The sequence below is a fragment of the Actibacterium lipolyticum genome (genome assembly GCF_900184935.1).
Classification (GTDB): Bacteria; Pseudomonadota; Alphaproteobacteria; order Rhodobacterales; family Rhodobacteraceae; genus Actibacterium_A; species Actibacterium_A lipolyticum.
The window spans coordinates 88,470-113,207 of the sequence record NZ_FXYE01000003.1 but is presented as its reverse complement, the minus strand read 5'-3'; the positions used below and the strand labels follow the sequence as shown (position 1 = coordinate 113,207).

14 protein-coding genes are annotated in these 24,738 nt (G+C 59.1%); 4 read left to right on the top strand and 10 right to left on the bottom strand.

Translation table 11 applies throughout. The features are described 5' to 3' along the window. Positions 1-272 precede the first annotated feature (272 nt). The 7 genes from COL8621_RS17585 to COL8621_RS17555 are packed head-to-tail and all read right to left on the bottom strand — an operon-like array spanning position 273 to position 20,027. Positions 273-2,402 carry a GmrSD restriction endonuclease domain-containing protein gene (locus tag COL8621_RS17585; protein WP_093968733.1) on the bottom strand — a complete coding sequence of 710 codons (2,130 nt, stop codon included), beginning with the start codon at positions 2,400-2,402 and terminating at the stop codon, positions 273-275. Then, a complete protein-coding gene (locus COL8621_RS17580) occupies positions 2,399-2,764 on the bottom strand; it encodes a hypothetical protein (protein WP_093968732.1) in 366 nt (121 codons plus the stop codon). The genes COL8621_RS17585 and COL8621_RS17580 overlap by 4 nt, the downstream gene beginning before the upstream one ends. A 17-nt stretch (positions 2,765-2,781) precedes the next feature. After that, a complete protein-coding gene (locus tag COL8621_RS17575) occupies positions 2,782-4,953 on the bottom strand; it encodes a UvrD-helicase domain-containing protein (protein WP_093968731.1) in 2,172 nt (723 codons plus the stop codon). After that, a complete protein-coding gene (locus tag COL8621_RS17570) occupies positions 4,950-11,351 on the bottom strand; it encodes a DEAD/DEAH box helicase (protein WP_093968730.1) in 6,402 nt (2,133 codons plus the stop codon). Before COL8621_RS17570 ends, COL8621_RS17575 begins: the two co-directional genes overlap by 4 nt. Further along, positions 11,348-16,210, bottom strand: a complete 4,863-nt coding sequence (locus COL8621_RS17565) for an N-6 DNA methylase (protein ID WP_093968729.1) — start codon at positions 16,208-16,210, stop codon at positions 11,348-11,350. Before COL8621_RS17565 ends, COL8621_RS17570 begins: the two co-directional genes overlap by 4 nt. A 4-nt stretch (positions 16,211-16,214) precedes the next feature. After that, positions 16,215-19,166, bottom strand: a complete 2,952-nt coding sequence (locus COL8621_RS17560; RefSeq protein WP_093968728.1) for a DEAD/DEAH box helicase — start codon at positions 19,164-19,166, stop codon at positions 16,215-16,217. Beyond that, positions 19,167-20,027 carry a BrxR family helix-turn-helix transcriptional regulator gene (locus COL8621_RS17555; protein WP_093968727.1) on the bottom strand — a complete coding sequence of 287 codons (861 nt, stop codon included), beginning with the start codon at positions 20,025-20,027 and terminating at the stop codon, positions 19,167-19,169. A 201-nt stretch (positions 20,028-20,228) separates the two neighbouring features. Between COL8621_RS17555 and COL8621_RS17550 the strand changes: the two genes are divergently transcribed. From COL8621_RS17550 to COL8621_RS19335, 3 genes are all read left to right on the top strand, one after another. Beyond that, complete coding sequence (locus COL8621_RS17550; RefSeq protein ID WP_093968726.1) at positions 20,229-21,527, top strand: peptidoglycan-binding domain-containing protein; 1,299 nt, start codon at positions 20,229-20,231, stop codon at positions 21,525-21,527. Positions 21,528-21,668: 141 nt separating this feature from the next. Continuing rightward, positions 21,669-22,148 (top strand): thermonuclease family protein, encoded by a 480-nt coding sequence (locus COL8621_RS17545; protein WP_093968725.1) that lies wholly within the window; start codon positions 21,669-21,671, stop codon positions 22,146-22,148. Positions 22,149-22,269: 121 nt separating this feature from the next. Continuing rightward, entirely contained in the window at positions 22,270-23,025 is a 756-nt protein-coding gene (locus COL8621_RS19335) for a hypothetical protein (RefSeq protein WP_235823940.1), read from the top strand. A 103-nt stretch (positions 23,026-23,128) separates the two neighbouring features. Here the strand turns inward: COL8621_RS19335 and COL8621_RS17535 are convergent, their stop codons facing one another. The 3 genes from COL8621_RS17535 to COL8621_RS17525 all read right to left on the bottom strand — a co-directional run bounded on the left by COL8621_RS17535 (position 23,129) and on the right by COL8621_RS17525 (position 24,153). Then, positions 23,129-23,353: a hypothetical protein gene (locus tag COL8621_RS17535; protein ID WP_093968724.1), complete on the bottom strand. Its 225-nt coding sequence runs from the start codon at positions 23,351-23,353 to the stop codon at positions 23,129-23,131. 166 nt (positions 23,354-23,519) lie between these two features. After that, positions 23,520-23,777, bottom strand: coding sequence for a helix-turn-helix domain-containing protein (locus COL8621_RS17530; RefSeq protein ID WP_093968723.1), 258 nt, complete (start codon positions 23,775-23,777; stop codon positions 23,520-23,522). Between the two features lie 124 nt (positions 23,778-23,901). After that, positions 23,902-24,153: a hypothetical protein gene (locus COL8621_RS17525; protein WP_028284973.1), complete on the bottom strand. Its 252-nt coding sequence runs from the start codon at positions 24,151-24,153 to the stop codon at positions 23,902-23,904. Between the two features lie 210 nt (positions 24,154-24,363). Here COL8621_RS17525 and COL8621_RS17520 point away from each other — a divergent pair, with 210 nt between their 5' ends. Then, a complete protein-coding gene (locus COL8621_RS17520; RefSeq protein WP_093968722.1) occupies positions 24,364-24,717 on the top strand; it encodes a hypothetical protein in 354 nt (117 codons plus the stop codon). Positions 24,718-24,738: the final 21 nt, after the last annotated feature.

The window sequence follows — 24,738 nt, the reverse complement described above, 5'->3', positions numbered from 1 at the left end:
CGATAGGGCAGTTCGCAGCATCGTCAGAACCAATAATCTACCTACGGAGGCGATCGCCGCAGGCTTATCGCCGATCACCCGTGCTCCGCGATTATCCCACTTGTGGTCTGAACCGCCGCGGCCAGTTCAGTCCTGATGGCTCCCTTGATCCCCAGCCTAGCCAGATCGAGTGCTAACTGCTCTGATCCAACAGCCGCTGCAGCGCGTGTCGCTCGGGGTGAGATATCCTCAGGAGTGTTGTGTAAGGACTGATAATAAGCTCTCTCATAGTCTTAGAACCGGCCTTTATTCCACTCATGCTCTTCAGCACGGCTCAAAGGCTGGGACGAGCCCTCCTTCCGCACGAAGAATTCCTCCTTGCCTTCATGACTCACATGGACGGGCTTGTTGGCTCGTGTGACCTGCACGTGGCAGTTATGCCTGTCGTCGTAGAGGGGCCAGTCGAGTTTCCAGAGCTTCATCACATCCTTACCAAGGTAAGAATCCAGAATGTTGCCCAGGTGAAGCTGGAAGCCGTCCCTGTCTGCTTTCTTTAGTGTGCCATAATCCAGGTCCAGACCAACGGCGTTGCCATGGTCATCCACCCCGATGAACAAGCTGCCACCATCAGAATTCATGAAGGCGGCCACTGTCTTAGCGATCACATGTTCGAGCTTTTTGTTTACCTCGCCGGTGCGCATGTCATAGCGCAGGGTAGACTTGAACTCGACCAGCTGACCTTCGCCTTCCAGGATCGTCTCATGCACAGCGTCAATCTTGGTAGAAGCCTCTGAAGGTTCTATCCGCTTCAGAATCTCGGCGTAGAGAGCCTCAGAGCGCTTTTTCAGGAAAGCGGTGAAGTCATTCTGAATAACAGAGGCATCATCCAATTCGATGAGATGGCTCTTCAGCGCATGTTTCAGCTCTGAATTTTCGTCTGCGAAATCTGCCAGATAGACGGAGGGTGCCTTGGCTCCGATGCGTTTCTTGTTCAACTCTGCGCTGACCAAGGTGATGTTCACAATCGAGTTCGCATAGGGTGTCTCAGCATCACTTCCATGCTTGCGGACATAGGCCCTAGGGAAGAAGTGGTGGTAGTTCTTGCTGCTGGCAATCTTCAGGTACGAGTTATCCAGAAGCACTTTACCGTTGCTGTCGAAATCCTTGGGTTCGTAATAGGCTAGGATACAAAGGATCGACTTACAGATTGCATTGCCGGTCGAGAAATCGGTTTCCTTGAGATCCTGTGAGGAATTGATGTAGAGCTTGAACTCAGGGTAGGGCGGGCGCTGACCATCGATGATGAGGTCAACTTTTTTGATGTCCGCTGCCAGCTTTGACTCTGTGGCGGATGAGTAGCGCAGGGACAGGCTCGACCGCCAAAACAGTTCTTCAAGGTACTTACGCTGCTGTCCATTGGGTGCCTTGCCCGTTTTCAGGAAAAAGTAAGAAAACGGCACGATGAGCGTGTCATAGGGCAGGAGTTGCGACACAGGGATGCGCAAGACGGTGCGGAAATAGTCAATCGTCTTCTCGATGGCAGAGATAGCGTCATCCCATTTTTCGAGGATATCAGCCTTCTCGAGCCCCAAGATGGTCTTACGCTTGCATTCCCGAGTTTCACTGATGATAAGGCTCAGGATCTGCAAGATGACAGACGGCGAGATGTTCTCATACTTGCGATCATTCAATTTCTTCTGGAACTGCTCCCAGCGAGCCTGCATGTCGAAGTCATTGGCTTCGTCATAGGTCTTGGCCGACATGATCTCGAACAGGGTTAAGACCTTGCCGCCCGTGTTAATGCGAGTGAAGACCTCGATTGCGGATTCGATGTCGTTCTGGCGCAAGGTGACTGTGGAGAAGGCATAGGTCTTGAAGGCGCTTGAGTAGGCACTGATCTGGTTGATCTGGGCTTTGTCAAACCCACGCTGTTCCAGCTCGTTGCCCATCTGATAATCGAAGTTCAGCACATCATGTAGAGGAATAGCGATCTCGGCTTCATCCTTGACGGTAACAATGTCTTTTTCCTTTTCCTCGAGGTTTTCCTCAAGGTTCACCACGATATCGTTATAGTCTGTGACCTTTTTTTCACCTGGTTTCTTGATCTTGGCGCCGAGATAGGCTGCAAAAAGCGAGGTGATCCGTTGCTGTCCATCAAGGACATATTGAACATTGCGCCCAAGTGGAGTTTCCGGAAGGTCGAAGCCACCAATATTCTTGATATCGTTGATGCGCTGATCGGTTTCCCAAAGAATAAATGTCCCAATGGGATAGCCCTTCAAGATTGAGTCCAAAAGCTTGGCGGTCGCCTTCAAATCCCAAACAAAATCTCGCTGAAACTTTGGAACCTTTATGATCCCCTTTTTCACATCAGAGATTAGGTCATCATAGGTTTTGGAGTCTGGTTTAGGTTGGTTATTCATTGGTTACCCGATTTCTCAATAGCTTGTATTTGGCCAAAGGCAGTCTGGAAGGCCATCCGGTCATATCGAACATACTCCAGGACCTCCTTTATGCTTTCAAGCGCTATCACCTTTCTGCGGACCTTGCTCTCAACGCCGCTTCTAGGGGCATGAAATTCATGAAGCCTTAAAAAAGTGCCTTCGTCATTGGTGTCAGAAAATCCCGCGAGCTTCTTCTGGATGATCAACAGGTCTTCGTCCAAGCAGGACGGATACTTTGCGATCCGTTCCTGCAGATGCTTGCGTTCCTTGAAGCCCAATTCGGAAAAGCTACGTCCCTTGAGCGGCTTGATCGAATTATCGTTTTTTTCGATGTGAAACATTTAATTTCTCCGCTGCTTTATGGGCTCATGATTTTGGTGGGCTGACCAGACCATGAAATCCTCAACGACTTTTTCGCCCGCGTTGCTGCAACGTGAAGAAGGGACCGATATTGGGTAATCATGTCCTCGCGGTCAGGCGCATCGATGGCCGCTCGAAGCACCCCCGGTGGGGGGAAGGTCCCATCGGACAGAAACGGGATCGCCACTGCGAAAAACTCCAGCCCCTTCGCTCGGTGCATCGTGGTTATTCGGACCCCCGGAACGGACCGGTCGTCAGCACCAGACTGAAGAACCACAGTTTCGAGCTCGGCGGCTCGAAGCGCTTCCCTCACCCGCTCAACATCTTTACGGCGCGCGCATAGGATCGCGATTTCTGCGAGTTGGATCTGGTCTGCCGGCAGCGCCCGGACCCAGGCCACCAGCCCCTCAAGCTCTTGCGCCTCGGAGGCGCAAGAGACCAGCTCCGGCGCGGCGCCATGCAGCAGGCTCACATAACCACGCAGCGTGTCGGTCCCATCGTCAAGGTCGTCCACGCTCACCCCCTCAAGGATGGAGACGGCCCATGCCCGGATTTCTTGCGTGGTTCGGTAGTTCAGACGCAGACGTCTTGAGCGGCCGCGCACCTCGATCCCGCATGATGACATGCTCGCCCGACGTCCGTAGATGCGCTGATGCGCATCGCCGACGATGAAGATGGAATTCTGATCTCCAGCCGGAGATTCCGGAACAATTGCCCGGATTAGCCGGAACGCCTGCTCCCCCATATCCTGCGCTTCATCGACAATTACTGCGGCGTAGGGAAGGTTGGGCGCCTCTGAGGAAAGGATATCTGTCGCCTCTCGATACGCATCATCCGGCTCCGCAAGACCCTCGCTAATCATCCGAGCACGGTAGTCCTCAAATAGGTCCCAAAGTGTGGCTCGCTTTCGCCGGTCAAGCGGGGTTCCGCGGCCGGCACGGGATGCCTTAAGGTAGGCCCGTTTGTCCGTAAGCCCCTTCGCCTGCACGATCTGGGACCACTCTGCTTTAACGAAAGGTTCCGACAATCCTTCAGGAAGCTCGTGGTCATCGAAGACCTCCTGCCAGATCTGATCCAGCCGGTCCCGCGCCTCCCCGAAAAACGCCACCTCGCGGCCGAAGCTCTTACGCTTGAGAAACTGCGAGACCCAACGGTCGAGGTTGATCACCTCGATCCGCGGTGGTCGCACGTCCAAGTGATCAGGGCACAGGGTCCGCAGGTTCGCCTCGATGTCATGGGCGAGGCTGGTGGTGAAGGTGGTCAGCAGGACACGCTGGCCTGCCCGGGCCGGGTCTTCCTTGATCGCGTCCGCGAGGTGTTTGGCCCGGTGCATCGCCACCACGGTCTTCCCGGTCCCGGCTCCGCCGCGAACCATGGCGGGACCGCTATAGTCCCGATAGGCCAGCTTGCGTTGGTCAGGGTGCAAGAACACCCGCCATCCCTCCAAGCCCTCTTCGAAGACGCGGCGCAGTTCCTCCTCGCTCTCAGGGATAAAAATGGTCTGCCGGCTCTCCTCCGTCTCGATCAGTTGGTCGAAGGTAAGATCATCTTCGACTGCCACAGGAGCCTCTTGCGGCTCGTCCGCGACCCCGGTCAGGGCGTAAACCTCTTCATCCGAATATCCGGCCGCCAGCGCGTAGAGAACCTGGTAGGTGAGTGGGTCGAAATCCTCCTCCGCCGCGTCCAGCGCCTCGATCGTCGTCAGGGCTCGGATCGCGGGAAGCTCCTCTTCCTGAACGCCAAGCGCGCGCAACCGCTTGTCCGCAACCTCTGCGAACAGACGGGGCTCCGATGGGGCGGGCGCTTCGGCTTCGACTTTTGTTGCGTCCAGCTCCTCAATCACTCGGATACGGTTCGTGCTTGGGTCCAGCTTGACCCGCCGCCCTACCGCCCAGCGATAGGCCTTATCGTGTTCGTTGACATGCACAAACATGATGTCCCTGCCCACCTCGAAGGCGATGGCGCGGTATCCCTGATCCACACGAAGTGACTTGATCGAACTGTCCTTGGCCCCTTCTACAGTTTCCAGGTTCAACCCGTTCGCGGACGGATCAGACATGTACCGGGTCATCAGGTCCATGAACTTGAGCGAAACCCTGTCCGGGAGTTTCCGCAGGCTCTTCATGCAGCCGATGTCGTAGGAGACCCGTTTGTTGATCGCGTCCATCATGATTTCGTCTCCTGAATTGCCTGAAGTATCCTGGTCACCGTTTCACCGATCTGGTCCGCGTCGGGATCGAACGGGACTAGCTTCCAGTCCGATCCTTGGCAGGCCTGCTCAATCACGCCCACCCAGGTTTCTGACCAGCCGAACTCCATCGTGCCGACAACCCGGCCGTCAGCAACAACATCATCTCCGATATGATCCGGACCGGGCAGTTCCGCCGCGACCAGTGCGTCAATCAGCGGGTGGAACACTTCATCACACAAGGCCCGTGCTTCCGTCCAAGCCGCACTGTCTGCGTCTGTTGGACCGCCTCCCGAGGTCATGTCAGGGGGTGAAAGCGTGTCCAGACCGTTTAGCTCAACATGGAGGCCTCGGACGCCCTGCAGCACGTTGACGAGCCGCCAGAGCCCGCGCCAAGCCTCCGTGTAGAGCGCCTTTGCCGCCGGGTCTTCACCCGGGGTAGGCAGTTCGGCACGCAAAAGAAGTCGGATATCCTCGTCGGATCCAGCCCACTCAGCCGGGGACAGCTTCGTACAGGCCATGTAGAGATCAACCGGTCCAGCCCCGACATGCTCAGCGAGACCCGGAGTCAACAGGAACTCGCGGCCCTCATCTGAGACTGATGCCTGACGCGGGAGCTGGTCAAGCGGACGGCCCATGGCAACGAAAGCACGGATCAGGATGGAGCGCGTCGCGACATCGCCTTCCGATTCACCGTCAAGGATGTGTCTCAGGGCCTGAAGCGAGCCTTCAGCCTGCAAACCACGAACACAGTCAGCATTCGCGGCGAAAGCAGGCGCAGCGAGGACCCGACCGAGGGGCCCGATTTTCGCAGGGCTGAGGGCAGGCTCCGCCAACGGGTTGAGATAGGCCCGGTCATCGGGGTCCAAGTCTCGCCAGGACAGGGTCCAGACCCGAACAAGTCCGGACCGGATCATCAGCATTCGATCGAGGAGATCCTGAGCCACCGTTTCCGCATGATACTCGATCCCGTCCATTTCCAGCACCACGGGGATGGCGCCGGACCGGCCGATGGGGGTGAGGAGAAAATCTATCCTTTTGCGCGGGAGGCCTTTGAAGCGCGCGTCGATCTGAACCTGAGGCTCGATTGTCCACAGGTGTGGTGACGCTTTCGTGCCAGCCCTCAGAACGAAGCCCCGCCGCCCGCCGGACAAAACCTGAGGGGTCAGCGCGTCCTCTCCATATTCACGGGCAAGGACCTGCAGGAGACGGCGCTCCAGCGCGCTCTCCACAAGCGCGCCGCGGATCGACTCATCGATGCCAGTCTCGGTGCGGCTCAGGCTGTCCCATTTTTCGAGAATGGTCTCCATCATCTGACGCGCCCGATCACGGTCCGGCTCACCTGGCCCGAATTGCAACCGATACGGTTTCACGCAGCGGAAACACCCGTTTCGGTCCGGCTCCTGGTTGCACGGGCAGTCACGGAGCGCCTCAACCGCGCGGCTGATCACCTTCCGCATCGTGTCCGGGTGCTGCCCGATCTGACGAAGATACCCGGAACCACCTGGCACGGAGTCGTAGAGGTAGAGGCTGCGCACCGTTGTCATGCCGTCCAACCGAGCGGCGAAGATCGTGGAGCGGAGATGGTCGACCTTTCCCGCGAAATGCCGTCGCATCCCGAGGTTGATCGCGGCGACAAAGCTTTTCAGATCGTCGTCATCCGCCTCTCCGACTACGGGGATCACGATCCGGATCGCCTCCGTGTCGAACTTGCGCATCAGGAATACGCCGGTCTCCCACCGTTCGCGCGCAAGATCCGGCTCCCGCATCACCTTGCAGGTCGGCGGATGTGTTCCGCGGTCATCCTCGCCCCGGGGCGGTTTTTGCAAGGTCCCACAGTGTCTGCAGATCTTGAACGGCTGCGCCGGCCGGTTCTCTCCCGCGATCTTCGGTCCGGGCATAGCGGACTTCGATCCAAAATTGAAATCCCGGAAGGTGCAGGACGGAAGAAACTCGAAGCCGAACGGGGCTCCGCTCTCTCTGCTCGTAAACCAGGATGAAACGATGTCCTCCGGCCCGTGGAAGGGCATCAGCACACGGTCGAACTGACGCTGATCGCGTTGATCTCCGTCCCGGATCGCAGCCTTCTCTTCGCTGTCCACGGAGATGACAGACTTCAGTTGCACCACATCGTGGTGCGATCCGGTATCCGACCACATGTCCGTTCCGCAGCTCGGGCAGCTGGTCGTATCCGTACCTTCGACCCGGCTGGCGACATATGAACAAGCCGGACAGAAGGTCCAAGGCGTCAGATCCTCTTTCCCAAGCTCGATCCGCTCAATCTCCACCTGTCGGCCGTTGGCATAGAAAAACTGACCCGGTGCGAACTCGGAAAGCGCCGAACTTGCCGGGCGCGAATACTCGACATGGATCAGCCCGTCCTCGCCCCCGGCTGCGTTAGTGCGACCCGTGTCATTCCGACGGGACAGGATCGAGGTCAGCTTCACCCCCTCTTCAGGGAAGGCATAATTCGGCAGGACCCCTTTGTCCGTGAGGAACTTGATCACGGCCACCTCGTCGATCCCGTTCCGGATCAGCCGATTGACCTCGGCCCGGTCCCGGGCGATTTCCCCCTCGCGGCGCTCGAATTCCTCTTCTGTCAGTTCAATTCGGCGAGCGCGAAGGCGCTTGAGTTCCCGTGTCGCCTCCTCCCGCTTTTCCACCAAGCGTGAACGCTCCTCAGCGGCCGCGTCAAACGCGGCTCCGATCCGCCACCCGATGGATTTGGAATCCGTCGACGTCAGGTAGCTGCGGACCCGGGTCGCGAGGTCTGTTCTCGCCTGAACCTCCTGCGGAAGACCGGACAAGAATTCGGTCGCAAGCTCATCGCCCCGGTCCTTGATCATCTCCAGCCATTCGATCGGAAATCCTGTCAGCGCGCCAGCCGCCCGGCGTTTCAGGACATCCCTGACCTTGCCGTAGTCCCCCGTTTCGGTAGAGCTGGAGACATAGGCGTCCAGTGTGAAGGCGGTGACCTGGCGGAGCAGAACCTCCTCTGCGGCCAGGAACACGCCTGGCGGGCGCACCTGACCCGCGAGCATGGGTGTCGGGTCCTCCCAGAACTGCAGATCGTGAGCCCTGGAATTCGCGAGCACCATGTTCAACGCGTTGCCGTCGCGCCGGCCACTGCGGCCCATCCTCTGGACGTAATTCGCCTCTTCAGGCGGGACAGAACCCAGAAGCAGGGTCGACAGGTCCCCGATATCGATCCCCATTTCCAGCGTCGGGGTGGCCGAGATCAGGTTCGGTGCCCATTTCGTCTCCCCCTTGATAAATCCGCTCTCGATACTCAGCCGCTCATTGGTCTCCAGGATGCCGGTATGCTCGCGCGCGACGACCCGGTGATTTCGATCCGAAAGGAGAGACCGGCGCAGCGCTGGACGGGATGGCGGCACGATCTTCTCCAGATGCCCATCGCACCCGATCCTCGTGCATGAGGACCCAATCGCGATCCCTGAATTTTCCATCGGTGCGGTCTCACGCCGACTACATCGGCTGCAGACCAGCCCAATCGTGTCAGTGGTCACGGTGACGCGCTCCGGCTCGATGAGCCACGCGTGCCGACTTCCGTCTGGCCCGTCGACGCGCCGCACCAGCCCGTCGGCCTCAAGCCGCCGCATAACGATCGGGTATATCGTGTCCGGGTCGGTCCCGTACCGGATATCCGCCTGACCCAAAGTTCGGAAGAGCCAGTCCCGGTACCAGCTCGACACATGCGCCTTCGTGATACGCTCGAACCCAATCGGCGGGTTGTGAAGAGTGACAGGGATCGGAGCGAGGCCTCGACGACTGTCCGGCGCCGGGAGCGCCCCGGTTCGTCTCACACCGACCTGCTGTTGCGCCGCGAACCAGTTCAGCCCGTAGCGACCACTTGCGGTGGCGATCGCGCTGACAAGATACGGGTGAGCGGCAGACCCTTGTCGCCGCATCCGCTGGACCACCCCGGACAAGAAGCCCGCAAGCAGGTCCGGGTCTAAATCGGGTGCGCCCGGAAGCTCGTTGCGAAGTTCGCTCGCAAGCCGCTCTGCTGAAGCGCGCAAGAGATCTGCGGAGATGTCCGCGACGGCGATCCCATTGACCTCAAGCGTATGGCTGAAATGGGCCCGGTAGCTCAGGTCGACGAAATATTCCCAGCCGAGCCGCTGCTTCATGTGATCCAAGAAAATAGGGTCAGTGATCGAAATCCCGTCCCGGATCAGGTCTTGATAGAGGCGCCGCCAGGTCTGTTCCTTTGGGATGAACAGCGCGGTGAACGCGTCCCCACCCAGCGTGTCGAGCAGGTCGCTCGGAACGGTTTCAATCACCTCTTTGAAGGTCATCCCGCCCGTTTGCGTAGCTCGAAGAGCCGTGTAGAGGGATTTCTGGTAGACCGAGAGGGCATTGCGGGTCTCCGCCACCGCGGCCCGGTGCGCAGCGTCCTGAACAGAATCTGAAAACACAAGGAAACGCGGTTTTGCGTCCGGGAACTCCTCGTTCTGGGCGGAGGTGTAAAGCGTGCCGGTTATTCCGGTCGTAAGTCTGGCCGCCCGCATCCCGAAGAGGAGCAAGCCCCGCGCCTGACCACACGCGGGGCACGACCGGTCGATCCGACCATTCGTATCGGACGGATCATACATCCAGACCGGGGTAGCCGGACCGGTTTCGAGGTTGTCGTGATCGCACGGAGTGAAGGCGATCGAGTCCGAGTCGAGCACCCCCTTCACGATCTTTCCACCGCCGCTAGTCGCTGGAACCATCCGGTCAATCGACTCATGGTAAAAGAGCCGAATACGCTCACCGCCGTTCTCGTCGAAGAACTCCTCATACAGCTGCTCGAGTGGTGCCCAGCAGGTGGCTGAGCTGGGGTTCAGCCGACCCACATGGGCGGTCGCGCCACACCGGTTACAGTTCACAACCGGAAGCTTTTCACGCAGCGACTGACGGTCGAGGTCGAGAGCGTGGAACAGGTCCATCTCCGAGCGGACCCCGCCCGCCTCCAACCGGGGCAGGTTCGTGACCATCCGGGACATTTCACGGATCCAGAGCTGGAGCCGGACGTTGAACAGCGGACGCAGGCTTTCAGCGGACCCGGACCGGGCCCACGCCACCAGCGCCACCACCAATTCGGCGAGCGCGCGATGGTCCGCCTCAGCCCAATCCCGAATGATCTTGACCTGCGCCAGCCCCGCAGCAATCACCGCCAGCGAAGCTGGACCTTTGTGCTCAGCGATGATCTTGAGGGTTCGCTGGCACAAGACGTGATCCTTCAGCTGCTCGCCAAGCGAGATCCGCCATGCCGGATCTGATGGATCCTCTTCCTCGATGAAGGTAAGGTCAGAGTCTGTTCGATCCGGGAAGATACAAGTGGCGAGCCGCCGCGCCGCGCCTGCTTGGTCCAGCTCCTCTGCCTCGCGCAGGGCCGAGTGAATATCGGTCGGATCAGGCAGTTCGAAATATTCCGGATCGTCGAACACCTCGTTCGGGGTCTTCCGGGTCTCTGTGACCACCGCCCCCTCATCGAAGGTCTCCCCGAAGATCGTTTCCGCATAGTGTCTGAGTTCGGTTTTCGCATCCTCGCCGGAGCCGAGCGTCGCGGAGGAACCTACACAGATCAGGTGCTCTTTCGGGGTCTTGAGCCGGTATTTCAAGCGCCGCAACAGAAGGGCGAGGTCAGCGCCCTGCGCCCCATCAAACGTGTGCATCTCGTCGACCACGAGGAACCGGAGCGTCTCCGGGTCATTCTGCGCCCACAGCGGCTTGTCCCGGCCGCGCAGCAGCAGGTAGTCGAGCATCTTGTAGTTCGTCAGCAGGATGTCGGGCGGGTTCTTCCGCATCGTCTCGCGATGGGTGATCACGCTGTCTGCCGTCACCTCATGGGCCGGGTTTTGCGGCTCCGCATCCGCGTAGATCCCTGCGCGCACCCCGTCCAGCGACCCGATGTCCGTGATGGCTGCTGCGATCCGGCGCGCCTGGTCGGTCGCCAGCGCGTTCATCGGGTAGATCAGGATCGCCTTGATCCCGGGCTTGCCTTTGTTCCGCCGACAGTGGTCCAGGATCGGCCAGAGGTAAGATTCCGTCTTCCCCGACCCGGTCCCGGTTGCGACCAGCGTCGAGCGCATCGCCTCTCCGCTCAGGCGTGCGAAGGCGTCCGTCTGGTGCTGATAAGGGGCGAAGCGCAGCGGCACCTCTGGGAAGGGCTGGACCCATGTCCCGTCCGCAGCCCCGTCGATCTGCCGGAACGGCATGTCGACCGAGATCCACGGCCCCTTCAGGAAGTTTCCGGGCTCGGCGATGAACCGGTCCACCATCCCCTCGAAGGCAGGGCTAGTGCTGTTCAGCGTCGTATGGACCAGTTCGCGCAGGCTGTCCTGAACGTGGCGGGCGAGGAGTACTGGGTTCATTCAGCGGCCTCCGCTGACTTCAGCCGCTCGAAATGGGTCCAGGCGCGGCGGTAGTCTTCGATCCGGTCGCACTGGGTGAAGGGGCCGACGAAGTGGCGGGTGACGGTGCGGGGGCCGCCGGGCATCGTATCGTCGATTGCGGTGCAAGTCAGTTCAGGCGGGCTGTCGGCGAGGATCTTGTCCCACGCGGCGCGGCCGGGGCTCTTGCCGCGGTCGTCGAGCCAGCCGACGCCGGGCATGCCCTTAGAAGAGGTCCAGACGATCCGGCCGTTCTGATCGAACCAGGTGCCTGCCTCGTTTAGCTCAACCAGACCAAAGTAAATCCGATAGATGCCGATTAATTCTTCCAGCGATAGCCCTAGAATCTGAGCCGCGAGAACATCCAGTTCTAAGAGCGCGTTTCTTCTTTCCAAATCACTCCTGTAGGCACAGGCTTGGCTCCATTTGGCTGAAAGGCTGCGCGCCGCAAGATCGTTCGGTTCCTTTGCATGGGTTCGTCCTTCCCCAAAAACTTGGGGATACAGATCCTCCCAAAGATCTGCATAGTGACTGGTGACACATGTTAGGCGAAGCACTCTTTCCAGTTCCAAGGAACCCGCGTCGGCCCAAGGAAAACTCGCCGCATCTCTTTCCATGAAGTCAGATCGTCCAGCAATCTTGGTAAGAAAGTCGTATGGCACCGAAAAGAAAAGTGCGGCCGCTTTGCATAAATCCATCCGACTCTTGAAATGGAGACTTTGGACCTGATCTATATGAATCAATTTGGGCGGAATAATCGCTGAAACCAAACTCCGTTCACTATTTATGGGAACACGCTTTCGAACCGCCAAGCGGTAGTCGTCGGTATGTAGCCTTGTAGGATCCCACGACAGTCGAGGGATGAAGTTCTGTTTCTCATGAATTTTGAGTGCGGGAGTAAAGTTGGTACGTGGAACGTAATCCACGGGTAGACTTGATAAGTCGACGATGTCGTAGTGTGAATTGTGAGTGCAGATCTGTCTAGGACACTTACTCCATGGGTTCGCATTGTAAAAAAATGGACCCTGGATAACGGTATCTTCCACATCCGAGAAGTAACTGGCTTGTTTCAGTCTGCCGTCCTTCTGAGCCGCGGATTCCTCCCAAAGTCGCTTCATTTGCCACGAGTCTGTTCCATCACGGAGTTTTGGCAGTTCTGAGAACGTCTCAAGGGCGTGCCAGATTTCTTCCGAAAAAGGTGCTAAGAAGCGAGTTTCTTCAATGGGGACATCTGAATCTTCGATAATCCCGTGAATGACCCGTAGGGTCGAGCGATCAACTGCGACGATCCTACCGCTGTGGCCACGAACATCCCATTTTCCACGAGCATCACGAATTGACGGTATCTCGCCGGTCCCATCGTGTTCGTAGCTATCTTCTACCTGCCTTGCGAGGAACATGTTTGTTAGTTGGTCGAACCCAATAGCTTCATCATGTCCTCGATAAACGTTAAGGCTAAAGCGTTTCTGATCTTCGACCTCTGCGAAATTTTTGGACTTAATCTTGTTTACAAATTCATAGTGCCTGACGACACGTTGGTACCAATGACGCCTTAGCTGACCAGACTTTGGGTCAGACAGGTGTCCATCTTGATGGATCAATGCGCTGTATCCCTTATGGGACACTAGCCTCAAGCTGAGGTCAAGAAAGCACCGGTAGAGGTTGTTCTGCCCGCCCCCAGCGAAGGGGTTCATCACCTCAGACGAGGTCACCTCCATCGCCCCCCGAGTCGACACGAAATCCTGAAGGAAGGCCTCTACCGCCGGAACCGTCCGCCCCTCGCGCCGCACGGGTGGCGCCTTCGGCAGCGCCTCGCTCAAAACTTTCTTCGCGTCTGACGCCGAGAGCCCCGCATAAAGCGGGTCGATATCCGCCAGCACCAGCCCCTCGTTCCACGAGGGCTTGGCCCACGGCGGGTTCCCAACGATCACATCAAACCCGCCCCGCGCCTTCATCACGTCGGCGAAAATCAGGTCGAAATGCACGAAGCGCTCGCGCTCGGCCACTTCGACTGCAACACCCAGCCAGTCAAAGGTTTCGATCAGCGCCTCGACGTTCGTCTCCCGGAAAAGCCCGTCCTGCCTCTTGGCGGCAGCCTTGAACAGGTCCCGCGCGGGCGCGTCCGGCTCCATCAGATCAAGGAAGTCCGGCGACGGATCGGCGAATTCGTCCGTACTGGGCGCGGCCAGCGACCCGTCGGGTGTGAACCCGCCCTCCAGTATCATCGCCATCCCCTGAAGGAACTCCGCCCGGTTGGGCAGCAGGTCCGCCTTGTCGAGCGGCCAAAGCCAGAGCGCGCACCACGCGTCCATCGCGGTTTTCAGGCGCTTATAGGGAAGCGTGTTCGTCGCGTGGTCTGCCCCGATTAGGTGGGCGTTCAGCTTCTCCTTAGCGTGGAAATCCAGCCCCTTGTTTCCGGGGATCACCTTGTCCGGCCAGAGGGTGATCTCGTCATTCGCAGCGGCGCGGGTCTTGGCGAGGTCCTCGGCCACTTGGTCGAACAGGGCCTCGGCGACGCGGCTGAGCTTCTGGACCAGCTTTATCTCGTGGGGTTCGAGCTTTTTGAAGAATCCGCCTTTCCGCCACTCCTTGATCTGATCTTGCGCGTCACCCGCGAAGGGCTTGATCGACTTGTCCTTGTCGAAATTCGCCATGTCCTTGGCGGGGAGAAGGAACTGCCAGACATGGTTTTCGGGCAGGCGATTGCGCCAACCGATCTCGTCCGGCTTGGCGTTGAGCCAGAGGTCTTTCTGGGAGCTGGCGTTGAGAAGGACCGGTTTGTACGCCGCCCGCCGGGCCCCGATCAGGGAGTTCCCGGCATGGAGCTGATCCCCAAACCACGGTGAGAAGTCGCTCGCATGAAGACTGTTCAGCCATAGCGAGATCGCGCCCAGCTCCACCGCGATTGGATTGAGGTCGACCCCGAAGCAGTTCCGGTCGGCGATATAGGCTCGGACCTTCTGCTTCTCGACCACGATCCGGTCCTGCGGGATGGTCTTGCCTGTCTCCTTCTGCTTCCGTTCCAGGTAGAGGTCGGCCAACTGGTTTGTGGTCTCCACGAGGAAGGCCGCGGACCCCATGGCTGGCTCCAGGATTTTCAGGTCCAGAAGGTCGTCCGCGGTCAGTTCCCTGCACCGCTCCATGAGCGCGTGCTTGACCAGCAGCCGGGCGAGCGGTTCCGGCGTGTAATAGGAGGCGGATTTCTCCCGGTCCCGGCCGGCGAGGCGATAGATAAAGGTTCCCTTGGGATAGACGAGGGCCTCTGACCCTTTGAAGACGATCTCATCCTGCTCGAATTCCCCGATCCGGCTGCGCGGAACGAACCAGCTTGGGGCGAGCGGGTCAACCTTGTCGCGGCGGAAAACCTCCTCTTCGTCCCCGTCACCGTCACCGTCTTCAAGGATCTCCTCTTCAAGGTCCTCGTCCGTCTCGTCCGAGTCTTCCTCGTCGTCCGCCCCGGCGGACCGCCCCTTGCGCGGTTTCAGCTCGATCAGGTCCGTCTTGGCGACGACCCCGGTGAAGGAGATCAGGGTCTCATAGACCGCGCCGAGCTGGCCTATCCCGAGCTTAGCGTAGGAGATCCGGCCGGTGCTCTTACCGGTGGACCGGAGCGACAGCAGCCGGATCACCTTTTGGATAGCCTCATTCCTGAGCGGGAGGGCGTTCAGAATAGGGGTGCTTTTCGGGTCCAGTAGAGAGACCTTCACCGCCGGCAGGCGCAACCCGGTCCCCTTCTCCGCATCTGCAAGATCCAGCCCAGTGTATAGAAGGTTCAGGGTCTGCTGGAGGCTTTCCCACAAGAAAGTTCCGTCGCGATCCACAGTGGTCCTGAGCGGCACAGATTCGAGGTCGCGCAACGTTTCAAGCGAATACCCGGTCGCATAAATCGGATTTTTCAGGTCCAGCAAATTGAGACGCGGGTTCGCCTCCGCGTAGAACAGGAACAAGAGCCGGTACATGTAGCGCAGACACTCGCGCGACAGTTCCGGCCCGTCGATCCAGACCCCCTTGTGCGTCCCACCGGTGACATCGAGAACTTCCTGACCCAGAAGCTCGATCGCGTCCCGAACGGTCCGTTTAAGAGATGTGGTGACCGCGTTGGCGTTCCGCTGCGCTTCCTCTTCCAACCGATCCGAGATCGGCGCGCCCTGTTCCGGAACGCGCGCCTCGCGAGAGATCAGGCAGGCCATGACGATCAGCGTGTCCCGCTCAGCCCGGGTGAATATTTCCTGTAGATCGAACCGGAGGACGGACCGGGCCGGCCATTTCCGTTTGTCGATCAGAGCGATCTGAGAGAGGCCCATCACAAGAACATGGCGCGGTCCGTCGGGCAGCTCGAACACCCCTTCAGCAAGGAGGGACTCGATGCTCCGGTCCAAGAGGGCCGCCTCATCAGTTTCTGGCGGGAACTGATCAGCGGTAAAACTCGCTCCTAGCGGGTCCGTCGCCTCATCTTCAGCGTCCGGGAGCGGTGCCTCGATAACCCACAGCGCGTTTCGACCTGTTGCGTCCGCGGCTTTTGCCACAATCGGGATGACCGGGGCGCCTTCAAGTGCGGTGATCACCGCCTCTCGCTTCCAAGTATAGCCGAGAGCGGCCAAGAGCGCGTTCTGGGCATCCCGGACAAGTTCTCGCCGACGGTTCTGATCCGAGGTGTTCCGGACCTGCCGCAGCGTTTCGACCGCCGGGGACGCCACCCGCGTTAGCCGCTCCACAGGATGGGAATTCTTTTCAAGCCCGGACCAGCGCGCCGTGATGTCCTGAAGTTCCTCTTTCAGCACATCTGACAAGGTGCCTGATGGGAAGAATTCTGCTTCGTTCTCAATTCCGATCAGATCCATCCGGTCACCCCACAAATACTGCTTTGACGTCCACATATGGATTGGGGTCATCCACCATATGCCGAGTCCGCTCGAACCATTCCGTCCAGTCTTGGAACATGCGTTCGATCCTCTGTTCCCTCGCACGCCTGATCGTAAGGCGACGCTTTTCCGCCGGAGTCAGCTCGGCGTCGCCGTCAGTCACGTCGCCGAGATCCAGCGCAAGCTGCGTCCGGAACCGTCCTTCAAGCTTCGCGAGGCGGTCAAGGACCTCGTTGAGGTCCTGCTGGATCCGCGCTCCTTGCTCCCGTCGTAGCTCGACGAGATGGGTCTGAAACCGATCAACGGCCACCGAGATCGCGGACTGTGCTAGCCCGAGATCTTCAACCGCTCGTCCCGGAGTGTCCTCCGCCAGCCGCATCCGCGTTATGAAGTCCGGGACTTCTTCGATCCGGACCGTACCGTCTGACCCTCGGATGACGACCGCCCATCGGTCAACGACTGGAGCCCCATTCGCGTTCGGTATGGCCCCGTGCATGACCACAGCCACCTCGCCTCCAGCGAGACGACTCAGCGGGGCGACCGGGGCGGAATGCTCAGGGAAAAAGGTGCTGGCCCGGTCGGCAAACCACTCGAGGATCGGGTGTACGTCCCAGAGATATTGAACGGTCGGCCAAGACCGCTCCTGCATCTTCGCTTGATCGATCGCTTGATTGATGACCTGCGCTTGGTCCGTCAGCTCGATCCGGTCCCCGGAACCAACCGCTTCTTCCGGCATGTACCGGCCATCCACGGCCCCCTCGCTGGCGTACCCGAACCCATCCCGCGCTCGCATGTCGTCAGGAATGACCATCCTGATCGTGCGATCTTCCCGGGAGATCGCCGGAAGAGAAGCAAACACCCGCTCCTCAGGGCGGGACAGCCTTTCCACCATCTTGGATGCATAGGTGAAGGTGTCTGGATAAAGCCGCGGCGGGGCCTGCTTTGCGGTAGTTTCGGCGTCAGGCTCAGGCACAGCCGGTGTCGCATAATCTCCGAAAAGAGCGGCGAACTCATCATCAAGCGACATGTGAGCCTCGGCCTCTGCGGCGCGGACATTCATCTCCGCATCAAAAGCGTCGGCGCCGATCCCCGACGCGATCGCCTCCGCGACGACCGCCTCCTCCTCTTCCGCGTCGCCTTTTCCGAGAAAGACCGCCGGATCACCCACGCCGGACTGTGCAGCCTCGTCCTTCTCGACGAGCTTCTCAAGCACCCACATCTGGCGCACTTTCGGGTGAGAGCTCTCCCCAACGAAATAGGTGATGAGCGGGGCGCGATCCTGTCCGTACCGGTCGATACGACCATTCCGTTGCTGGAACCGCAGAAGGGACCAGGGGAGGTCAAAATGGATCAGTCGGTGAGACTGAAAATGCAGGTTCAGGCCTTCGGAGGCCATGTCGGAGGCGATCAGAATACGAATAGGGGATTTTTCCTGCCCGAACGCTTCGATCACCTCCTGGGTCCGGACATCCGCCTCGACGCTGCCTCCGTCTACTCGAGCCACTTGCTCCTCTGACAGGCCCATATCCTCGCGTAGCCGCTCGGCGAGCCAAGAAACCGTGGCGATACGCTCTGTAAAGATGACGATGCGGTCTCGGGCAGCTTTCCCAGTCCATCGTATCTCGCGCAACATGCGCAAGAGGTCCTGATACTTGCTGAACGCGTCCGTTTCGATCGCGGCGACCTGATCGGCAAGCTCCCGGAGCCTAACCCGATCTTCCTCTGTGCCTCGGGCGGTCCCATTCTCGATACCCCGGATGCGCCGCTCCAGCGTCTCGAAACAGGCGGCCGGGCTTGAGAAGATCGCCTTGGCGAGCGTGGTACGAAACAGGTCGATCGCTCTGCCCCGGGTGGATTGCTCATCGAGATCCAGATGAAGATCGGCGATCGATTGATAGGCCACCTCTTCCTCTGAGCTCAGCGGAAAGTTCCGGCGGATCAGTTTGCGTTCGGGAACCTGCTGGCCTATGTCCGCCGCGACCTTTTTGTCCGACCGGAATCGGCGAACTACGAGATCTTCGATATCGGTTCGATGCAGTCGACTGGGGTCTGGCACCCGCGTCGGATCAAGCATCTCGATCAGACTTGCGAAGCTTTCTTGCGACCCATCATGTGGGGTGGCAGTAAGCAAGAGCAGAGAGTCGGTGCGCCGGGACAATAGCTGTGCCAATTCTGCGCGTTGCGAGTTTGAACCCGCCGCTGCTTTCCGGGCGGCTGCGTTATGCGCTTCATCAATAATGATAAGGTCCCAGTAAGAGTGCTTGATCGCATCCCTGATCTGGGCGTCCCGTTTGAGCGTATCGATAGAGACAATAGATCGGTCAAACTGATCGAACACATTGTAATGGGCCGGGATCCGATTTCGCATCCGCCGGATTGCGGCGCTGTCGAGCCGGGACAGCGGGATCGAAAACCGGGTCCAGAACTCCTTCTGAAACTGGGTCAGCATGGCCCGCGTCGTGACCACAAGGATCCGGTCCGCCCGGCCACGCAGGGCGAGTTCGGAGGCGATCAGGCCCGCCTCTAGGGTCTTACCGAGACCGACGTCATCCGCGATGAGGAGGCGAACCCGGTCCTGTGCGAGGGCACGTTCGACCGGCAGGTGCTGGAACGACAGATCATCGATCGCAGCACGCCCCAAGGTGAGAGGACGGCGGGTCGTCGTTGGTGTGTTCCGAAACGACGCCTCCAAGTGTAACTTTGTGTCAATCAGACCCGGGGATGCGTCGGGCAAAAGTTGGACCGCGCCGGGGTCAAGAACCCGAGCGCCTTCTTCCAAGTCCCAGACGAACCGGCCCTCCTTGTCCCGCACAAGGCCCGAAAGTCCACGGCAGTGGACCTCACGGAATCCACGCTTGAGGGTCGAAGTGCTCAGCACCTTCCATGTAGCGGAGCGTAGACTGATGACGGCGCCAGGCTGCGGCACGACATTCATTTAGGAGGCCCCCAAAACATTATCTCGATTCAACAGCACGATCTGCTGGTCCCGCGGTCTTCGTGCGGCGGGGTCGGTATCAAGCCCCAGCCTCTTAAGCGCGTAGAACAACAGTGCGCGGCGGACCACGATCTGCGCATGGCCCGCCTCCATGCCGTAATCCATCTCTATCGCGCGGCGTTGGTTGTCGGAGAGGTCCGGATGCGGCCCAATCTCGAGCAAGACGTCTGTGTGCCAAGCGCCATCGGAGCTAGAGTCCGACGTAACAGGCCCTTGGTCCCCGACCTCCACGATGCGTGAGAGCAGGAAATCCTTGAAGACCTGGTCATTCTGGCAAAACGCGCGGGCATGCCAACGGAAGCCGTCAAAGGCAAGAGCATGGGGCTCGATCCAGCGCGCGTTTGGCTCAGGGCGCGACATCGACTGATAGGTCACCTGCAAGGCGGCCGGGACACGGATCGCAGCGAGAACATCGCGCAGCGTTTCAGGTGCCACGCCTCGGACAGGTGTTGGCGTTGCCCCAAAGCCCGGAAAGACGCTGATCCAGCTTTGCTCCGCGCTCACCAGCCCCTGATCGACGGCCCGCAGCTGCGCGAAGTACTCCTCCGCATCAGGCTTGAGATATTTGGGCTTGAAGTGTTTGCCGCGCAGGTAGGTGCGCAGGCTCTTGTCATAGACGAGGTTCCGCTTGGCCTGATCGATATAGGCGTTCAGGTCCAGCGATGCCTGCTGTGTTGAAACCCCGAACGCGTCCATCAAATCCCCTCGGTTTATCCGCCCCTGCCAGAACAGGCGAAACTCGATGAACTCATATCGACGTTCGACACCCCAGTTCAGCTGCTTGCCCTTATTGCGAGTCACTTAGTGCCCTCATTTATATGTCGTAAAGCTACACGCGTCCAGTTTTTAGATTGACTCACAAATCAGACCATATGACCCTTGCAGTGTCAGAAAGTCGATTCGTGACAAGCCCATCGCGTTATTAGACATATCACAAACTTGGGGGCTCGCCCTAGCATTACCCTCCCGCACCGCTCACTGGAAGGGAAAAGGAGCTTTTGCATGACGAAACTTCGTACGCTCACCGCATCCCTGTTGATCAGCACCTGCCTGACGGCAGGCGCCGTCGCGCAGGAAAGCTCTCCGCTGGAGGCAGAGATCGTGGCTATCGACAGCCAGATTGCTGAAGTCGACGCCACGATCGCCCGCTATGATGCGGGATTGATCCGTATGCTGGCCGAGAGCCGCCGCGAGGCTCTGCTTCTGTTGCGCACGGTCGTGGAGGCACGACAGGCGGCGGAAGCCGCTGGCGCGATGATCGAGATCACCGTACCGGCAGTCGAGCCAGATCCAGAGCGCGCCGAGCAGCTTCTAGGAGAAATGGCCGCACAACAGCAGCGCGTCGAGGCCGCGGAGCGAGAAGCGGCTTCGGCAGGGGGATTAATCCAGGCGGTGGCCCTCAGCCGCGTGGAAACGGAAAAGCTCACGCTCGCTCAACTGCAGATGGCCTATCTGCAGGCCCGTTACGGCATCGCCTTCCCGGTGACACCGACCATGATGAATTCAGCGCCGCCCATATCCGACCCAACTTCACCCGCTGCCATGACCCAAGGCGAAGAGGTCACTGAGACTGCGCTGCCTTGGGCCGACCCAGACCATCCAGACATCGACTACAGCCTAGCACCCTTCGAGCAGGCGCATAATGCAGGGGATCAGATCTCGGGTTGGTGGGTGATCAATGAAGAGCGGGCCGCAATCGACGACAGTCCATCGGTGGTGGCCATCAACTACTCTGCCTATGACGCGCGCAGCTTCGGTGGTCTGACAGCCCTACTTGCGCAGTGCCGTGAGGGCGACACGTCGGTTGTGTTCGTCCAGGACGATTTCTTGATCAGTGCCATGCGCCGGGATTCCTTCGACATCAACTACCGAATCGATAGCAATCCTGCGCAATCGACGCGCTGGAACGAGCTGACCAATAACAAGGGGGCCGGGCTGTTCGGCTCTGCCTCGGAGGGGTTCCTGCGCGGCCTCTATGATGCCGAAAGCTTTTTCATCCGGCTCACGGACGGCAATGGCCGACGCTACGATGCAGAATTTGATCTCGCCGGAATTCAGGAAGCGATTGAGGCCGTGGCTGGCGCCTGCGGGTGGTCGACGCTAGATCTCTCGCCTGACGACTACCGCGCGATCCAAACTCTCCTGAACGCGGGCGGGTTTGACGCAGGCACCCCGGACGGGGTTTGGGGCAATGGATCACGCAATGCGATGCGGGCGTTCCAAGAACAAAGCGGCCTGCCCATCACCGGCGCAGCCGATCGCACAACCCTCGAAGCCCTTGGTGTCCAGGTCGGCGAATAGCAACCTTGCCCTACACGGCCCCGGATGCAAATCATCCGTGTCGTCCAGCGTTGGCTAACTGGCGGCTTCATGAGACTTGGGTCTTCCCTGCGGGATCAGCCGTTTATGTCTCGTCACCTCTGCTCAAAACAGGTCTGCTCTATGCGCTTTCTACTCGCCCTCCTTCTGTTTTCGTTTGTTGCCGCCCCGCAGGCCCATGCCGATCGCTTGACCGGCGTTGCCAGCGTGATCGACGGCGACACATTGGAAATTCGGGGACAGCGCATCCGGTTGCATGGGATCGATGCTCCGGAAAGCCGGCAGCTTTGCGCCACGGCTGAGGGTCAGCGCTGGCGGTGTGGACAACAAGCGGCACTGTCTCTCGCCGACAGGATCGGCCGCCGGCAGGTCAGCTGCACCGTGCGCGATATCGACCGCTATGGCCGCTTCATTGCGGTATGTCATCAAGACGGTACCGATCTGAACGGCTGGCTCGTGCGTGAAGGGTGGGCCGTCGCTTATCGCCGATACAGCCGCGACTACATCCGCGATGAGACGGAAGCCAGATCCGCACGGCGCAATATCTGGTCCGGACGCTTTGACATGCCGTGGGACTGGCGCCGCGCGCAACGTGGCGGATGACGACGGGCGAGGCTGTCAGCTCGCGATCTTGCTAATCACCGCAACCGCCATACGCATCATCAATGTTGCAATAGTATATTTTCGTATGTATGTTGGGTGAAGATTGTCAAGGGTCCTTGCCATGCGTTTCGAATTCAAAAACCTCCCTCTGGCGGCCTTTCTAGCTCTCGCTTTGACCGGCCCAACAGTTCCGACGCAAGCCCGCACCCAAACCTATCAGATCGATTGCGCCATCCTGCTGTGTTTGTCCGGTGGGTGGCCGGCTTCCGTGCCATGCGCCCGCGCTCGGGCCGAGTTCATCCGGCGCATCACACCTTGGCCGGTGGAGCCGCCACTTCAGATTTGGCGCTGCCCGATGGGTGCGTCTTTCGATGGGCCTGCAAGGTCGCGCCCCACGGACCGGATCTTCGATGCCCTATATGGTGGTTCAGGAACCCCATCAAACTCTTCAGCCCCGCTCTTCGATCAGGCCGCCACAACAGGCGGGATGCGCGGGTTCAGAGGCTCCAACGCGGCCTGGGACAACCTCGTAAGGGCTGATTACGCCCTCCATCTCGTAGAAGACCGCGCCGACATCGATATCAGCGGGCCTGAATTCAACTTCGTGCGCTCCATCCGCGTCTTTGACGTTCGTTATGCCCGCCAGCACGAATCCGGGCGAGATGGCGACTGCAACCGCAGCGCCGTCGTTGTCCTCGGCACCTACGGGATGCAGGGCGATTTTTCCTGGAGGTCGTCGTCACCCGCAGCGCTTCCTGATGCACATGCCGGTCTCGAGCGATGGGGCCAGCACTGCCCGAGCATTTATCACAGATCCGTCTTTGTGGAGTGGCATGACTATAGTGGGAATTACGGCTTCGAGCAGGTCAATTACTGACTGTTGAGCTGCTGCGACGTCGCGCAGGGCCTTGTACGAAATCAAACCTGGAATGCAGGAAAAACCAAACAATCGAGGGCCATAAAGGCCATATTCTATCATGTCAGCCTTTGCGACAGGGCAGCTGCGTGAGAGACGCGAAGTCGATTTCAGCTTTATCCGCATCGCAGAGATCCGGGAAAATCTTTGAGACACGCTGCGGGCCATGGATGTCCCACCGGATTGCCAGAGAACCTGTGTTCCAGCGATATACCCAGCCGACAATGGTTTCTTCATCGGCTGCAATCAAATTGGCGATCGCGACGCCTTCGACCTCATTTTCGTTCACTGTTTACTGACTTCCTGCAATTTGGCGTTGCGGATAGCAGCTCAGATCCAAAGCTTTTGCTGCAACCGTATGCCGGGCCTCGTTAAAATCGGTTACTGTTCGTCCTCGCGGTAACGAATTTACACTGGGAGAAGTCAGCTCCCGTGTTCTCGAAAGATGAAATGGATCAAATCCGGTGGTCGGGCTCCGTGGCGGCTTCAACGATCGCCAGAACCTTGAAGGGGTCAAAGCCAATGGCGCGCGCCAGAACGACCAGCTCGACGACGTCGACCCGGCGCTGACCGCTTTCAAGGCGGGCAATGAGGGATTGATGGCACTTGAGCTTGACCGCCAAGTCCTCCTGACCGAGGCCCGCCTTGATGCGGGCGTCGACCAATGCGTGGCAGAGTGCCACCTGTCCCGTGCTTCTGATTGTCTTTGCCACGCGTCACATACCTTTTGTGACGTCGCTAGCGGATGAAATCTGTTATCTAAAAAGTAGATATATGAGGGTGTTATCGGCGTCTGGTTTCCATGGGCTGCAAGTCTGATGGTCCCGAGGTTGCCCATCAATCCCCTACCAATTGCAGAAATCGGCCATAGTCCTCGCTGACCTCCCGCGCTTCTTCGAAAGCGCGGGCGCGTTCACTGTCGAGGCAACGGAAGTAGCTCTGGATATCCTGAATGTAATCTTCGAAGTCGCCGCGGATGATATCCGCATAGTCCCGCGCGGCCTGCGAATCGCTTGGCAGGAAAGGACGGGATGGCGCAAAGCAGGATTCCGCCAAAACCGGCCCAGGAACGCAGATCAGAAGGGCCATAGCTTGCAATGGGAGCAGGCATGTCAACCTTGGGTTTCTCAAACCTGTTATCTCCTTGATCGCAGACACTGGCCGTGACTAGTGTTTGCGTGACCAAACTACAGCTAAAGCACGATATTACATCTTGCGGTTGATAATATACTATCGTAACTCTAGGCTTCAAGTGGGAATGCCTGGGGTCGCGCCATTGGAGAAAGCGTGAGCCGGGCCATGAACTGGGACATCGAAGCACCAAATGTGGTTACGGAAGCCAGGTTCCGCGAGCTCGTGGAAAGCGGCTATAGCGCAGAAATCCTGTGCCAGGAGTCGGCACATAAGAAAGGCCCCAGCTATTACGGGGTCTGGATCATGCGCGTTGTCTCTGATGACGGGGTGGAAAAGCTACTCGTCACCGCCCGCACGCGGACGACCTACAACGATATCAAGATCCGCGAATTCAAGACGATCTCCGGCGTGGTGTCTTTCTTCATTGGCCTTGGCTTTGCGCATGTCGACCTGCCGCTCGAGGCGGGTACAAGCCGTACGCATAAACTTGCGCCTTCGGACAAGGGCACTCGCAACTAACCTCGTCTGTCTCTGGCTGGT

What these genes read in the sequence shown, in the direction of transcription:
- COL8621_RS17585 (WP_093968733.1), bottom strand. Translation starts at nt 2,402, where the DNA reads ATGAATAACCAACCTAAACCAGACTCCAAAACCTATGATGACCTAATC.
- COL8621_RS17580 (WP_093968732.1), bottom strand. Translation starts at nt 2,764, where the DNA reads ATGTTTCACATCGAAAAAAACGATAATTCGATCAAGCCGCTCAAGGGA.
- COL8621_RS17575 (WP_093968731.1), bottom strand. Translation starts at nt 4,953, where the DNA reads ATGATGGACGCGATCAACAAACGGGTCTCCTACGACATCGGCTGCATG.
- COL8621_RS17570 (WP_093968730.1), bottom strand. Translation starts at nt 11,351, where the DNA reads ATGAACCCAGTACTCCTCGCCCGCCACGTTCAGGACAGCCTGCGCGAA.
- COL8621_RS17565 (WP_093968729.1), bottom strand. Translation starts at nt 16,210, where the DNA reads ATGGATCTGATCGGAATTGAGAACGAAGCAGAATTCTTCCCATCAGGC.
- COL8621_RS17560 (WP_093968728.1), bottom strand. Translation starts at nt 19,166, where the DNA reads ATGAATGTCGTGCCGCAGCCTGGCGCCGTCATCAGTCTACGCTCCGCT.
- COL8621_RS17550 (WP_093968726.1), top strand. Translation starts at nt 20,229, where the DNA reads ATGACGAAACTTCGTACGCTCACCGCATCCCTGTTGATCAGCACCTGC.
- COL8621_RS17545 (WP_093968725.1), top strand. Translation starts at nt 21,669, where the DNA reads ATGCGCTTTCTACTCGCCCTCCTTCTGTTTTCGTTTGTTGCCGCCCCG.
- COL8621_RS19335 (WP_235823940.1), top strand. Translation starts at nt 22,270, where the DNA reads ATGCGTTTCGAATTCAAAAACCTCCCTCTGGCGGCCTTTCTAGCTCTC.
- COL8621_RS17525 (WP_028284973.1), bottom strand. Translation starts at nt 24,153, where the DNA reads ATGGCCCTTCTGATCTGCGTTCCTGGGCCGGTTTTGGCGGAATCCTGC.
- COL8621_RS17520 (WP_093968722.1), top strand. Translation starts at nt 24,364, where the DNA reads ATGAACTGGGACATCGAAGCACCAAATGTGGTTACGGAAGCCAGGTTC.